Genomic DNA, 13,669 nt, shown 5'->3' on the forward strand with positions numbered 1-13,669 from the left:
CGGTGGGTGTTTATCGGAGGACCGGGGGTCCCCTGGGGGAGCGAGCCTGCTCGCGAATACGCCGGCACATCCGCCATCGTTGCCAACTGACGGAAAGCCTTCGCGAGCAGGCTCGCTCCCACAAATGCGCCAAGCACTGAAGCCATTGATCCGCCCCACGCATCAATCCATGCCAACAATGCAATTAACAGATTGTTACATCTGCGCCACCATCCACCTCAATAAAAACCGTGCGCCGCTTCTCCGTAGCGCACGTCATAAAAGCGGTGGAGTACTTTTCAATGACAGCCTCAATCCCAACCAACGGCTCGCGGGCCGGTGCCATCTTCCGGGTGACCTCGGGCAACTTCCTCGAACAGTTCGACTTCTTTCTGTTCGGCTTCTACGCCACGCAGATCGCGGCGGTGTTCTTCCCGGCGAGCAGCGAGTTCGCCTCGCTGATGATGACTTTCGCAGTATTCGGCGCAGGCTTCCTGATGCGTCCGCTCGGCGCCATCGTGCTCGGCGCGTACATCGATGACGTCGGCCGGCGCAAAGGTCTGATCGTCACCCTGTCGATCATGGCCAGCGGCACGATATTGATTGTGCTGGTGCCCGGATACGAAACCATAGGCCCGTTCGCCCCGGCGCTGGTACTGATCGGGCGACTGCTGCAAGGCTTCTCCGCCGGCGCGGAACTCGGTGGTGTTTCGGTGTATCTGTCCGAAATCGCTACGCCGGGCCGCAAAGGGTTTTTCACCGCTTGGCAGTCGGCCAGTCAGCAAGTGGCGATCATCGTTGCTGCCGCGCTGGGCTACGGTCTGAACCAGTGGATGGAGCCGCAAGCCGTGGCAGCCTGGGGCTGGCGCATTCCGTTTTTCGTCGGCTGCATGATCGTCCCGTTCATCTTCTTCCTGCGTCGTAATCTGGCGGAAACCGAAGAGTTCGCCGCACGCAAACACCGTCCAAGCATGCGCGAAGTGTTCCGCACCCTTGGCCAGAACTGGGGCGTGGTGCTCGGCGGGATGTTGATGGTCGCGCTGACCACTACCGCGTTCTACCTGATCACCGTGTACGCGCCGACTTTCGGCAAAACCGTGCTGCACCTGAGCACTTCCGACGCGTTGCTGGTGACGCTGCTGGTGGGTGTGTCGAACTTCTTCTGGCTGCCGATTGGCGGCGCGTTGTCCGACCGTATCGGTCGTCGCCCAGTGCTGATCGGCATGGCCTTGCTGGCACTGGCCACCACTTATCCGGCGCTGTCGTTCCTGGTGCAGGCGCCGAGCTTCACCAACATGCTGCTGTCGCTGCTGTGGTTGTCCTTCATTTACGGCTTGTACAACGGCGCGATGATTCCGGCGCTGACCGAAATCATGCCGGTGGAAGTGCGCGTCGCCGGTTTCTCCCTGGCCTATAGCCTGGCCACCGCGATCTTCGGCGGTTTCACCCCGGCGATGTCGACTTTCCTGATCCAGTACACCGGCGACAAAGCCGCGCCAGGTTACTGGATGAGCATCGGTGCGCTGTGCGCGCTGTGCGCCACGCTTTATCTGTACCGCCGTGCCGGTGGTCGTCTGCAACCTGTCGCGGCCTGAGGAATACTCGCCATGAAAAAACTATTTACTGTCACCGCCCTGCTCGCCGGTCTCGCGTTTAATTTCGCGGCTCAGGCCGAAGAACTCAGCGTGATGACCTCCGGTGGTTTCACTGCCGCCTACAAGATCCTCGGGCCGAAATTCGCCGCCGCAACGGGCAACACGCTGACCACCAGCCTCGGCCCGTCGATGGGCAAGGCGCCGGAAGCGATTCCCAACCGTCTGGCGCGCGGCGAGCACGCCGACGTGGTGATCATGGTCGGTTACGCTCTTGATGAGCTGATCAAACAAGGCAAGGTCGACCCAGCCTCCCGCGTTGAACTGGCGGATTCGCGGATCGGCATGGTGGTGCGTGAAGGCGCGGCGAAACCGGACATCAGCAGCGTCGACGGCCTGAAGAAAACCCTGCTTGACGCGCAGTCGGTGGCCTACTCCGACAGCGCCAGCGGCGTGTACATCGAGCAGCAGCTGTTCAAGAAACTCGGCATCGAAGATCAGTTGAAACCGAAAACCAAGATGATCGCCAGGATCCCGGTCGGCTCGGTGGTTGCCACTGGCGACTATCAGTTGGGCTTCCAGCAGGTCAGCGAATTGCTGCCGGTGCCGGGCGTGAGCTTCGTCGCGAAGATTCCGGAATCGGTACAGTCGGTGACGCGTTTTGCCGCTGGGATTCCGGTCAAGGCCGAGCATCCAGAAGAGGCCAAAGCCCTGCTCGCCTACCTCGCTGCACCGGCCGCTCAGGCTGACGTGCAGGCCACCGGGCTGGATTCGGTCAAGCGTTGATCGTTGGCGGCTGGACGCGCATTTCCACGACCAGCCGCTCCAGTTCCAAAGCCGCCGGGGTCAACGTGCGATCCCGGCGCTTGATGATGCCGACACTGCGCATCACCTGCGGCTCAATCAGTGGCACCCGCGTCAGGATCGGATGATCCGGCCCGGGCATCGCCATCAACGGCACCGCCGCCACGCCCAGCCCCGCCTCCACCAAGCCGATCATCGTCGTCACATGCCGCGTCTCGCAGATGCTCTGCCGCTGCGGCACCACCCCGCCCAAGGCCTGATCGAGCAGAAAGCGATTGCCCGAAGTCTTGTCCAGCGCGATGTAATCCTGCTGATAGAACTCGTCCCAACTGACGCTGCTGCGCCCGGCCAGTGGATGATCGCGACGACAGGCGACAACGTAGCACTCCTGCACAAGCGGTTCGAACTCGACTTTGGCATCCTGCGTGCCGAGAAAACTCAAACCGAAATCCGCCTCGCCATTGACCACCGCACTCAACACATCGTGAGCGCTGGAATCAAGGACTTTGACCTTGATCCGCGGAAACTGCTGGTGATAACGCGCGACCACGCGGGGCATGAAGTAGTACGCCGCCGACGGCACGCAGGCGACGGTGACATGGCCCAAGCGCGTCGAGGCGACTTCGCTGATGCCAAGCAAGGCAATGTCGAGATCATCCAGCAAGCGCTCGACGCTGGGCATGAAGCCGCGCCCGGCCTGGGTCAGGCTGACCTTGCGCGTGGTGCGCTCGAACAGTTTCACGCCGAGGGCGTCTTCGAGCTTTTCGATGCGCCGGCTGAGCGCCGGTTGCGACAGGCGCACGGTGTCGGCAGCCTTGCGAAAACTGCCCTGCTCGACCACCGCGCGAAAGGCTTGCAGGTCGTTGAGGTCGAAGTTGATGGCCATGGCGTTTCCGGAAATTGATGCGCAGGGGTTATAAATGTAACCAGTTGATGCAAATTATTACAGGCCTGATAGAAGCTGCCCTTGTGGGAGCGAGCCTGCTCGCGAATGCGGGGCATTAGTCAATGGATAGGTGACTGACCCACCGCATTCGCGAGCAGGCTCGCTCCCACATTGGATCTCGAATGGTCTGGAGACCGCGTAACCCTTATCCTTGTCGCCCCGCCGTACCCGTAGTCAGGAGTCGTTCCAATGCCCCATGAAGGCAATCTGTTGCAAGCCGCTGTCGTGTTTCTGTTCGCGGCCGTGCTCACCGTGCCTTTGGCCAAACGTCTGCAACTGGGCGCGGTGCTCGGTTATCTGTTTGCCGGGGTGATCATCGGCCCGTCGGTGCTCGGCCTGATCGGCAACCCGCAAAGCGTTGCGCATATTTCCGAGCTGGGCGTGGTGTTGCTGCTGTTCATCATCGGCCTGGAGCTGTCGCCGCGACGCTTGTGGGTAATGCGCAAATCGGTGTTCGGCGTCGGTCTGGCACAGGTGCTGTTGACCGCATCGGTGATCGGCGTGCTGGCGCTGTCGGTGTTCGGCCAGCCGCTGAACAGCGCCATTGTGCTGGGCCTCGGTCTGGCGCTCTCCTCCACGGCGTTCGGCCTGCAAAGCCTCGCCGAACGCAAGGAACTGACCAGCCCCCACGGGCGTCTCGCGTTTGCGATTCTGCTGTTCCAGGACATCGCCGCGATTCCATTGATCGCCCTGGTGCCGATGCTCGCCGGCGTCGATCACCACACCAGCACCGCCGACGATATTCGTCACAGCTTGCAGGTGCTCGGCGGCATTGCCGTGGTGGTGATCGGCGGGCGGTATCTGCTGCGTCCGGTGTTCCGCGTGGTGGCGAAAACCGGGCTGCCGGAAGTGTCCACCGCCACCGCGTTGCTGGTGGTGATCGGCACGGCGTGGCTGATGGATCTGGTCGGCGTGTCGATGGCGTTGGGTGCGTTTCTCGCTGGTCTGCTGCTGGCGGATTCGGAATACCGGCATGAGCTGGAAGCGCAGATCGAACCGTTCAAGGGCCTGCTGCTCGGGCTGTTTTTCATCAGCGTCGGCATGGGTGCCAATCTCAGCCTGTTGTTGAGCGCGCCGATCACCGTATTGGGCCTGACCTTGTTGCTGATCGGTCTGAAATTGCCGCTGCTGTTCGTGGTTGGGCGCTTGGCAGGCGGACTGAACAAGATCAGCGCAATCCGCCTCGGCATCGTCCTCGCTGCCGGCGGTGAGTTTGCCTTCGTGGTGTTCAAGATCGGTCGCGATCAGGGCCTGTTCGAGCCGCGTCTGTACGACCTGCTGGTGCTGACCATCACCCTGTCGATGGCGCTGACGCCGTTGCTGCTGTTGATCTGCGCGCGTCTGGTCAGCCCGAAAGTGCAGCCGGTGGAAGTGCCGGAGAAATTCCGCGAAATCGACACCGAAGCACCGCGCGTGGTGATTGCCGGCATGGGCCGGATGGGCCAGATCGTGGCGCGGATTCTGCGCGCGCAGAACATCAAGTTCGTCGCGCTGGACACCTCGGTGGAAACCATCGAACTGTCACGCAGCTTCGGCGGCGTACCGGTGTTCTACGGCGACCCGATGCGCCCGGAAATCCTTCACGCGGCGAAGGTCGGCGAGGCGGAATATTTCGTCATTGCCACGGACGATCCGGAGACCAACATCAAGACTGCCGAAGTGGTGCACAAGCTCTATCCGCACATGAAAATCATCGCCCGCGCGCGTAACCGTCAGCACGTGCATCGCCTGGTGGATGTCGGCGCGGAAGCGATTCGTGAGACCTATTATTCGAGCCTGGAAATGAGCCGGCGCACGCTGGTCGGCCTCGGTCTGACCCAAGCCCAGGCCGATGCGCGGATCAAGCGTTTCAAGCATCACGACGAACAAGTGCTGGAGGCACAACACGCCGTCTACGACGACGCCGCCAAAGTCCTGCAGACCGCCCAGGAAGCCCGGGCGGAACTGGCCAAACTGTTTGAATCGGATCAGCTCGAAGAGGAAGCCCGAAAATCCTGATCGTGCCTTGCACAGATTTGATTGTTCCCACGCTACGCGTGGTAACACAGCCCGGGACGCTCCGCGTTCCACTTCCCGAGCTGGAACGCGGAGCGTCCCTTGAGGCATTCCCACGCAGAGCGTGGGAACGATCATGTGGGAGAGAATCAGGCCAGTTCCAGCGCGGGGGCGGGCTCGACCGGCGCGACTGCAAACCGATCCGCCAGAAACGGCGTGATATCCAGCGGCAGCGGTTCATCATTCACCAGTTTATCCAGCAACACCCCGGTAATCGCCGAGGTCAGAATGCCGGTGCGGAAGTGCCCGCAAGCATTCAGATAACCCTCGACCTCACGCATCGGCCCGAGGATCGGCAACTCATCCGGAGAGCCCGGACGCAGCCCCGCCCATGTGCGCTTCAGATTGACGTCCACAAGCTCCGGCAGACAGCGCACCGCGCCCTGCACCAGCCCGGCGATTTCCGGGTAGGTGGTGGTGACGTCGAACCCTTTGTCTTCGGTGGTGCTACCAATGAGGATTTCGCCGTTGTCCTTTTGCGCAACGTAGCAATCGCTGGTGGTCAGGCAGCCATTGAGGATTTTCGGCATGCGCTCGGTCAGCAGGATCTGCCCTTTCACCGGTTTCACCGGAATGCGGATACCCGTGGCCCACTCACTCAAATCCGCCGCCCAGGCACCGGCGGCGTTGATCAGCGTCTTGCAGTGAAACACGCCCGCTTCTGCCGTCTGCACGCCGGTCACGCGAGTGCCGTGATGCAGCACGCCGGTGACGTTGGTGTTGACGAAGATGTCGACGCCGTTCTGCCGCGCGCCTTCCATGTAGGCATCGGCGAGACGGAACGGACTGACCTGATGATCGCAGAGAAACTCCAGCGCCCCGCGCGCCTCATGGCTGACACTCGGTTCAGCCGCGCGCAACGCCGCCTGATCGAGCCAGCGCACCTGATCGGCCAGATGCGGAATGCAGCCGACGATGTGCTCGGCGTAGAGCCGATCTTCGTCGTCATAGATCACGAATTTCAATCCGGTCTTTTCGAACTTGCAATCCATGCCGTGGTTGTCTTTCAGCTCGCGATGCAGCGCCGGGTACAGCGCATTGGATTGCAAGGCAAAATCGAAAAACGACTGCGGCAGAATATGCGGCGTACTGGCGTCCACCGCTACCGCAGCGCCATGGGTCTCGCGCTTGCGGTTGGCCGACATCATGCGAAAGAAAATCACCCCGCAACCGAGGCCGACCGACTCGCCGATCGCCCATAAACCACCCGCCGAAGCACGGGTCGCGTTGCCGGGGCGCTTGGCGTCGATCAGTGCCACCTTGAGATCTTTGCGCTTGGACAATTGGTAGGCGCAGGACGCGCCGATCACGCCGCCACCGGCAATGACCACGTCGTAGAACTTACTCATGGCAATCGCCCTCCGTGCCGAGAGACTGGAACGCGGAAAACGGCACCGGATCGATTGGAAAGCGCGGGCGCAGCCAACCGACATCCTGACGTCCAGTGGCCTGGCGCAGTCGATCGCTGCAATAGCCGACGCACATCCGCCCCTGGCAATCGCCCATGCTCACGCGGGTGCGCATTTTCAGGCTGGCGATGTCTTGCACACCCTGCTCCAGCGCCAGATCGATGTCGGCGCGGGTCGCGTGTTCGCAGCGGCAGATCACCGTGTCGGCTGTGGGCAAAGCGATCTGCCCGACACCGCGCTCGGTGTAGCGATCCACCGCCGCACGAAAGCGCACGATGGCTCTGAGTTTGCTTGCGTAGCGATCACGGCGCACCCGGGCGAGCTCGGCGTCGAGCACGCCGCGTTGCAGCAGGATCGAAGTGGCGGCGATCTTGCCGGCCAGCATCGCGGCTTCGCCGCCACGGATCCCGCCCACGTCACCGGCCAGATGCACATGCGCGACGCTGCTTTGCTGCCAGACATTGGCGTTGGCACGCAGGTAGCCATCGTCGCTGAAGCCGTGATCAAGGCCCATCTGCTGGCTCAATTGCGTGCGCGGAATAAAACCGTAACCGACCGCCAGCGTCTGCGCTTCGAAACGCTCGACCCGCGACAGATCCGCCTCCCACGTCGACGAATACGGTGCGACGCTGACGCTTTTCAATTCGCCCTCGCCGTGGGCTTCGACCACCCCCCAACCGTAGTTCATCGGGATGCCGTGCAGCTTGAGGTGAGCGAGCATGCTCAAGCCGTCGAGGAACAGCTGCGGCTTGTTCAGCAGCGCCAGACTCTCGCGGGCGATCTTGCCGAATGCGCAAGCCTCATAGACGCCGGCGACGCGCACGCCAGATGCATGTAACTGGGTCGCGACAAGCGGCAGCAACGGCCCGGTGCCGGCGATGATCACCGGCCCTTGCGGCTTGACCACGCCACTCTTGATCTGCAATTGCAGGCCGCCGAGCAGGATCACCCCTGGCAACGTCCAGCCGGGAAACGGCACACTGCGTTCATGGCAGCCGGCGGCCAACAACAGTTGCGGATAAGCCATCTCGTGCAGCTGTTCATCGCCATCGAGCACCACCAGAGCGCGAGTGCCTTCGGCGCCGACCACCCGATGGTTGAGGCGCACGTCGATCAGCCCGGACTGCTGCTGAAATTCACCGTGCAGTTTGTCCAGTGCTTCGGAATAACGCGGGCCGAGATAATCCAGCTGCACGCCATCGCGCAACGGCCCGCGATAGACCACGCCGCCGAGGCGCGAAGCCTCTTCGAGCAAGGTGCAGCGCACGCCGTGGCGCGCCAGTTCGATGGCCGCCGCCATCCCCGCTGGCCCGCCGCCGACGATCAACGGTTGCACGCTCATACAACCTCCTGCGCGACGACGCGGTTCACTCGGGTTTCGATCTGCATACCGTCGCGGACCACGGTCTGGCAGGCGCGACGTTTGTGGCGACCGTTGATTTTCACCAGACAGCACTGGCACACGCCCATGCCGCAATAGGCGCCGCTGATCTGATCGTGGTCATTGCGTGCGATCTGGCGCACGCCGAGGGACTGGATGACGCTGAGAACGGTTTCGCCAATGGCGGCGCTGACCGCTTGGCCGTTGATGTGCACGGTCATGTCCGCCTGCACCAAGGGCTGGATATCGAAGGTTCTTTCTAGGCAGTTCATTACGGTGTTCGTCCGTGAAGATTCAGTTGAGGTTGTGTCAGCTCCTTGCTGCACTACGCCTCGTCGACGCTTTTATTGCTGTGTTTTCAACGTCGACGCGGATACTTCGTCAGCGCAACAAGGTGCGCGACAAGCACTGTAGCTCATACCTCAGCAAAGGCCTGGATCATTTACGGTAGGCGATATCGCCAGGGGAAATATTGATCCAGGCCAGTGAAAATGGCGGGATGGACAACGATCAATTGGAGAAGACGAACTGGCCCCGCAGAAAGCAAAAAGCCGCTTTCACCCGAAGATGAAAGCGGCAGAGGCATCCTGCCTCAGAGGGATCAGTGTACGAACAGGGCGATCAGGATGATGATCGGGATCGGTACGCCGAGGAAGAACAGCAGTAATGAGCGCATGGTGACTCTCCTTTTTAACGGACCGGAGTGGTAGTGGTGTAGGTGTCGACTTCAACGTACTCGACCGCATCGCGACGACGACCGCCGAAGGTGGCTGCGAGGCTGGCAAAGAACGCACCGGCCAGCAGCGCGACGAACATCCACAGCGAGGTGTAGGCAGCGACTTTCGCGGCGGTGTCGGCAGCTTGCTGGGCTTTCAGTTTCGCGTCAGCGATGGCTTTCTGGGTGTTGGCGTAGATTTCGTCGACACGACGTTCAGCATCGGCCTGGCTCAGGTTGGTACGTTGCGATACCAGTTGTGCGAGGTAGGTGCGGTCTTCGGCGCTGAGCTGACCGTTGGCCAGGCTCTGGGCGAAGATGCGGGTCACGGTGCCGCGTGCGGCGTCATCGCTGACGGCAGCCGGACGGTCGTCACGGAACAGACTGTCGACGAAGTAGCCGTACTGATCGCTGTCAGTATTGGCTGCGGCAGAACCGGCGGCCTGGCTCATCGCACCGGCAGCACCGCCGACGACGTTAGCCCCAGCCTGCACACCGCCGCTGACGACGCTGCTGACCGAACCGACCACCAGCACAGCGGTGACCAGCGTGGCGACGCACCAGGCGAGGAAGCCGTGGGCGGTGTCGCGGAAGTAGACTTCGTCACCGTGCATGTTCGCCCATTTCACCCGCAGACGACCGGCAATGTAGCCGCCCATGCCGGAAGCAATGATCTGCGTCACCGCCAGCCAGACAATCGTCGAAATGCCCAGGCCCTTGGCGCTCACGCCCTCTCCGGCCCACGGTGAAACCGCCGAAAAGCCCAGACCGAAACCGAGCAGCACGAGAATCATCGACAGCGCAGCGGCCGCCGCAGCACCGGCAAAGATCGCGCCCCAGGACACGCCTGAGACGCTGCTCGACTCTTCCACGGCAGGATAATAGCCATCAGGGGATCTATTCATTGTTGTACTGCTCCAGGCATGAAAAATGGTGTTACAACTCGTCAGGTTAGGAATTGCAGTGACCGTGCCAGTTACAGAAACTAAATAAACTGTTTATTTTCAACAGGTTAGAAAGTTTGAACTCCGCTGATCCGTGCAATTTGCAATAAATGGTCAGCGCCTGCGGGTTTTCTGCATTGATGACTGACTGGCAAATCCGATCAGTTCCGCTTCACCGTCGCGACGAAGATGAAAGTTAATTTAAAGCGTCACGGTAAATTCTTGGCAAAATGCTGCCATTCCGTTTGAACCGATCAGCAGGCCTGCCTATGACTCGTATCTTGACCATCGAAGACGACGCCGTGACCGCGCGGGAAATCGTTGCCGAACTGAGCAGCCACGGGCTGGATGTCGACTGGGTCGACAATGGCCGCGAAGGCCTCGACCGCGCCGTGAGCGGCAACTACGACCTGATCACCCTCGACCGCATGCTGCCCGAGCTGGATGGTCTGGCCATCGTCACCACCCTGCGCACCATGGGCGTGGCGACGCCGATTCTGATGATCAGCGCCCTCTCCGATGTCGATGAGCGCGTGCGCGGTTTGCGTGCCGGTGGCGATGACTACCTGACCAAACCGTTCGCCACCGATGAAATGGCTGCGCGGGTCGAAGTGTTGCTGCGCCGGCAAAACAGCGTCGCCACCCAGGCCACGACATTGAACGTCGCCGACCTCGAACTCGACCTGATCAGCCATGAAGCCCGCCGCGCCGGACAGGTGCTGACGCTGCTGCCCACCGAATACAAACTGCTCGAGTTCCTGATGCGCAACAGCGGCCAGATTCTCTCGCGGATGATGATTTTCGAAGAGGTCTGGGGTTATCACTTCGACCCGGGCACCAACCTCATCGACGTGCATATCGGCCGGCTGCGCAAAAAGATCGACGCAGCCGGCAACGTTCCGCTGATCCGCACGGTACGGGGCTCCGGCTATGTCATTGCCGAACCCGTCTGACGGCTGGCGCTCGTCCAGCAGCCGCTTGCTGGCGCTGTACAGCTCGCTGTTCGTGGCCTGGAGCGCGATCCTCATGGGGGTCATGTACTACGAGGTATCCGGCTACCTCGACAAACTGGCCAAACATTCGTTGATGCAACGCCAGCATCTGTTCTCGCATTTTCGCGGCGAGCAACTCGAAGACGCGCTCGCGGCCAGCATGACCTTCGATATTCGTGGTATCGACGCCTATGGTCTGTTCAGCGCTGACGGCGTTTACCTGGGCGGCGCACTTCAGCAAATTCCCGAAGGACTGCCGCTCGACGGCAAGATCCACATGCTCGCCGAGTGCGCCGATTCCGATGACCCGACCCTGCCGAACGACAGCTGCGATGCTGTGGCCACCCAGACTCGCGACGGGCGCTGGCTGGTGCTGCTGCGTGACAATGGCTCGCTGTTCGCGGTGACGCGGATCATTTTGCACGCGTTGTTCTGGGGGGTGTCGCTGACGATTATTCCCGGGGTCGCCGGTTGGCATCTGCTGCGGCGTCGACCGTTGCAGCGCATCCGCGCGATTCAGAACAGCGCCCAGGCCATCGTTGCCGGCGACCTGACGCACCGCTTGCCGCTGTCCAATCGCCGCGATGAGCTGGACATGCTCGCCGCCATCGTCAACGCCATGCTGGAGCGCATCGAGCGCTTGATGAACGAGGTCAAAGGCGTCTGCGACAACATCGCCCACGACTTGCGCACACCGCTGACTCGCCTGCGCGCGCAGTTGTATCGGATGCAGCAACAGGCGGGCGAAGGTTCACAAGAAGCGGCGCAACTGGATCTGGTTCTGGCTGAGGCGGACACGCTGATGGCGCGGTTTCGCGGTTTGTTGCGGATTTCCGAGCTGGAGGATCGCCAGCGCCGCTCAGGTTTCGTCGAACTTGATCCGGTGCGTTTGCTGGAGGAGTTGCACGAGTTCTATCTGCCGCTGGCCGAGGAAGGCGATCTGCGCTTTCAGTTGAACATGCCGGAGACGCTGCCGCCGCTCAATGGCGACCGCGCGTTGCTGTTCGAAGCGTTGGCGAACCTGCTGAGCAACTCGATCAAATTCACCCCGCCCGGCGGCACGGTGATGTTGCGTGGGGTTAATGCAGGTGGCCAGACGCGGATCGAGGTTCACGATTCAGGCCCGGGGATTCCCGAGGCTGAACGTGAGGCGGTGTTCCAGCGGTTTTACCGTACCGAGGGTGGCCAGCCGCAAAGCGGTTTTGGTCTGGGACTGTCGATTGTCGCGGCGATTGTCAGCCTGCACGGCTTCAGTCTTGAAGTCGGCAGCAGCGATCTGGGCGGGGCGAAACTGGTGCTGGATTGTCGGCAGAGTTTGATCAGCCAGGCCTGACGTCTCGCGCCGATCGTTCCCACGCTCCGCGTGGGAATGCCTCAAGGGACGCTCCGCGTTCCGGCTTTCGAAATGGGACGCAGAGCGTCCCGGGCTGCATTCCCACGCAGAGCGTGGGAACGATCTGCGTCTCAGGTCGGGTAATTCGCCCGCAAGGCTTCGAGCCCGCCCTGGTAGATGCCGTTGAACAACGCCACCACCTCTTCATCGCTCACGCCGACCGCATTAAATCGTCCCGACCACGTCACCCGCGCGCCCTGCCCTTGGGCTTCAACCTTGATCGTCGCGAGATAATCGCTGGCCGGGAACGGTGCCTGTTCAATCGAATAGCTGTAGGTTCGGGCGGCGTTATCGAAGGTCTGCAGACGTTCGACGACCACGCCGCCGTCAGCGGTTTGCAGGGTGCGTACGCGCCCGCCTTCGCTCAGTTCACTGTTGGTAATCAACGGCAGCCAGTCCGGCAGCGTGTTGAAGCCGCCGATCAATTGCCAGACCTGATCGGCCGCGGCCGGGATGTCGATGGTTGCAGATGCTGTTGGCATAAAACCTCTCTTTCAGAAATTTCAGATAGTCAGGCTGTCGACCACACCGCCATCGACGCGCAACGCTGCGCCCGTGGTGGCCGAGGACAGCGGTGAAGCAATGTACGTGACCAGATGCGCCACTTCCGAAACATCCGCCACGCGCTGGATGATCGAAGTCGGACGGGCCTTGCGCACAAAGGCGTCGGCTTCGTCGCGCAGGTCGCGCCCGGATTCGGCGGCCGCGTCTCTGAGCATGTCCTGCAGGCCATCGGTGAAAGTCGGTCCCGGCAGGATCGCATTGACCGTGACCCCGGTGCCAGCCAGACGTTTGGCCAAGCCGTGGGACACCGCGAGGTTGGCGCTTTTGGTCACGCCGTAATTGAGCATGTCAGCCGGCGTCGCCACCCCGGATTCCGATGACAGAAAGATCACCCGGCCCCAACCCTGCTCGACCATCGCCGGCACGTAATGCCGCGCCAGGCGCACGCCGGAAATCACGTTGACTTCATAGAAGCGCGTCCACTCACTGTCGGGAGTCTCGAAGAAATCGACGTCGTTGAAGATGCCGAGGTTGTTGACCAGAATGTCCGCGCGCGGTTCGGCGGCGAACAGCTTTTCCGCGCCCTCGGCCGTGCCCAGATCGGCGCTCAGACCCCGCAACTGCGCGCTGGGCACCGCTTGGCGAATGCTCGCCAGCGCCTGCTCGACCTTGGCCGTGTCGCGACCGATGACCACCACCGTCGCCCCGGCTTCGGCCAACGACTGGCTGATGCCCAGACCGATGCCGCCGGTACTGCCGCTGACAATGGCCAGTTTTCCACTCAGATCGATCTTCATGCGTTTACCTCGTTAGCAAGGAGTTCCACCGCGCTCGACTTTGGCGACGATTTCACAAGCATGGATCAGCGTAGTTGTGATATTGCCGGCATGGTTGAGCTGCCGACCGGTGACGGGGATGTTGTTTGATTGACGATCCCCTGTCTCTGGCAGACCGT

At 61.7% G+C, this 13,669-nt stretch carries 12 protein-coding genes; 5 read left to right on the forward strand and 7 right to left on the reverse strand.

What is annotated here, in order from left to right; translation table 11 throughout:
• The first annotated feature begins 281 nt into the window (after window positions 1-281).
• Window positions 282-1,574, forward strand: a complete 1,293-nt coding sequence (locus tag OK411_RS17780; protein WP_264365464.1) for an MFS transporter — start codon at window positions 282-284, stop codon at window positions 1,572-1,574.
• A gap of 12 nt (window positions 1,575-1,586) precedes the next feature.
• Window positions 1,587-2,357 carry a substrate-binding domain-containing protein gene (locus tag OK411_RS17785; protein ID WP_264365465.1) on the forward strand — a complete coding sequence of 257 codons (771 nt, stop codon included), beginning with the start codon at window positions 1,587-1,589 and terminating at the stop codon, window positions 2,355-2,357.
• Here the strand turns inward: OK411_RS17785 and OK411_RS17790 are convergent.
• A complete protein-coding gene (locus OK411_RS17790; RefSeq protein ID WP_016775221.1) occupies window positions 2,347-3,261 on the reverse strand; it encodes a LysR family transcriptional regulator in 915 nt (304 codons plus the stop codon). The genes OK411_RS17785 and OK411_RS17790 overlap by 11 nt on opposite strands.
• A gap of 249 nt (window positions 3,262-3,510) precedes the next feature.
• Here OK411_RS17790 and OK411_RS17795 point away from each other — a divergent pair, with 249 nt between their 5' ends.
• Window positions 3,511-5,319, forward strand: coding sequence for a monovalent cation:proton antiporter-2 (CPA2) family protein (locus OK411_RS17795; RefSeq protein WP_024013370.1), 1,809 nt, complete (start codon window positions 3,511-3,513; stop codon window positions 5,317-5,319).
• Window positions 5,320-5,465: 146 nt separating this feature from the next.
• Here the strand turns inward: OK411_RS17795 and hcnC are convergent, their stop codons facing one another.
• From hcnC to OK411_RS17815, 4 genes are all read right to left on the reverse strand, one after another.
• Entirely contained in the window at window positions 5,466-6,725 is a 1,260-nt protein-coding gene (hcnC, locus tag OK411_RS17800; protein WP_264365466.1) for a cyanide-forming glycine dehydrogenase subunit HcnC, read from the reverse strand.
• The gene (gene hcnB, locus OK411_RS17805; protein WP_264365467.1) at window positions 6,718-8,127 is read right to left on the reverse strand and encodes a cyanide-forming glycine dehydrogenase subunit HcnB; all 1,410 of its coding nucleotides are present in this window, start codon (window positions 8,125-8,127) and stop codon (window positions 6,718-6,720) included. The genes hcnC and hcnB overlap by 8 nt, the downstream gene beginning before the upstream one ends.
• Entirely contained in the window at window positions 8,124-8,438 is a 315-nt protein-coding gene (locus OK411_RS17810; protein ID WP_016775225.1) for a (2Fe-2S)-binding protein, read from the reverse strand. The genes hcnB and OK411_RS17810 overlap by 4 nt, the downstream gene beginning before the upstream one ends.
• Window positions 8,439-8,856: 418 nt before the next feature.
• Window positions 8,857-9,786 (reverse strand): hypothetical protein, encoded by a 930-nt coding sequence (locus OK411_RS17815; RefSeq protein ID WP_016775227.1) that lies wholly within the window; start codon window positions 9,784-9,786, stop codon window positions 8,857-8,859.
• A gap of 308 nt (window positions 9,787-10,094) precedes the next feature.
• Here OK411_RS17815 and OK411_RS17820 point away from each other — a divergent pair, with 308 nt between their 5' ends.
• On the forward strand, window positions 10,095-10,778 hold the full coding sequence (locus OK411_RS17820) for a response regulator transcription factor (protein ID WP_016775228.1): 684 nt from the start codon (window positions 10,095-10,097) through the stop codon (window positions 10,776-10,778).
• Entirely contained in the window at window positions 10,756-12,150 is a 1,395-nt protein-coding gene (locus OK411_RS17825) for a sensor histidine kinase (RefSeq protein WP_071171796.1), read from the forward strand. Before OK411_RS17820 ends, OK411_RS17825 begins: the two co-directional genes overlap by 23 nt.
• A 131-nt stretch (window positions 12,151-12,281) precedes the next feature.
• Here the strand turns inward: OK411_RS17825 and OK411_RS17830 are convergent, their stop codons facing one another.
• Together OK411_RS17830 and OK411_RS17835 are read right to left on the reverse strand one after the other, a co-directional pair.
• Window positions 12,282-12,692: an SRPBCC family protein gene (locus OK411_RS17830; protein WP_123442154.1), complete on the reverse strand. Its 411-nt coding sequence runs from the start codon at window positions 12,690-12,692 to the stop codon at window positions 12,282-12,284.
• A 21-nt stretch (window positions 12,693-12,713) separates the two neighbouring features.
• The gene (locus OK411_RS17835) at window positions 12,714-13,511 is read right to left on the reverse strand and encodes an SDR family NAD(P)-dependent oxidoreductase (RefSeq protein ID WP_110600877.1); all 798 of its coding nucleotides are present in this window, start codon (window positions 13,509-13,511) and stop codon (window positions 12,714-12,716) included.
• Between the last annotated feature and the right edge of the window lie 158 nt (window positions 13,512-13,669).

Source organism: Pseudomonas sp. RG1 (assembly GCF_025910115.1).
Classification (GTDB): Bacteria; Pseudomonadota; Gammaproteobacteria; order Pseudomonadales; family Pseudomonadaceae; genus Aquipseudomonas; species Aquipseudomonas atacamensis.

Coding starts and splice junctions, on each gene's coding strand:
- OK411_RS17825 (WP_071171796.1), top strand. CDS start 10,756: ATGTCATTGCCGAACCCGTCTGACGGCTGGCGCTCGTCCAGCAGCCGC.
- OK411_RS17835 (WP_110600877.1), bottom strand. CDS start 13,511: ATGAAGATCGATCTGAGTGGAAAACTGGCCATTGTCAGCGGCAGTACC.
- OK411_RS17815 (WP_016775227.1), bottom strand. CDS start 9,786: ATGAATAGATCCCCTGATGGCTATTATCCTGCCGTGGAAGAGTCGAGC.
- hcnB (WP_264365467.1), bottom strand. CDS start 8,127: ATGAGCGTGCAACCGTTGATCGTCGGCGGCGGGCCAGCGGGGATGGCG.
- OK411_RS17780 (WP_264365464.1), top strand. CDS start 282: ATGACAGCCTCAATCCCAACCAACGGCTCGCGGGCCGGTGCCATCTTC.
- hcnC (WP_264365466.1), bottom strand. CDS start 6,725: ATGAGTAAGTTCTACGACGTGGTCATTGCCGGTGGCGGCGTGATCGGC.
- OK411_RS17785 (WP_264365465.1), top strand. CDS start 1,587: ATGAAAAAACTATTTACTGTCACCGCCCTGCTCGCCGGTCTCGCGTTT.
- OK411_RS17810 (WP_016775225.1), bottom strand. CDS start 8,438: ATGAACTGCCTAGAAAGAACCTTCGATATCCAGCCCTTGGTGCAGGCG.
- OK411_RS17830 (WP_123442154.1), bottom strand. CDS start 12,692: ATGCCAACAGCATCTGCAACCATCGACATCCCGGCCGCGGCCGATCAG.
- OK411_RS17795 (WP_024013370.1), top strand. CDS start 3,511: ATGCCCCATGAAGGCAATCTGTTGCAAGCCGCTGTCGTGTTTCTGTTC.
- OK411_RS17790 (WP_016775221.1), bottom strand. CDS start 3,261: ATGGCCATCAACTTCGACCTCAACGACCTGCAAGCCTTTCGCGCGGTG.
- OK411_RS17820 (WP_016775228.1), top strand. CDS start 10,095: ATGACTCGTATCTTGACCATCGAAGACGACGCCGTGACCGCGCGGGAA.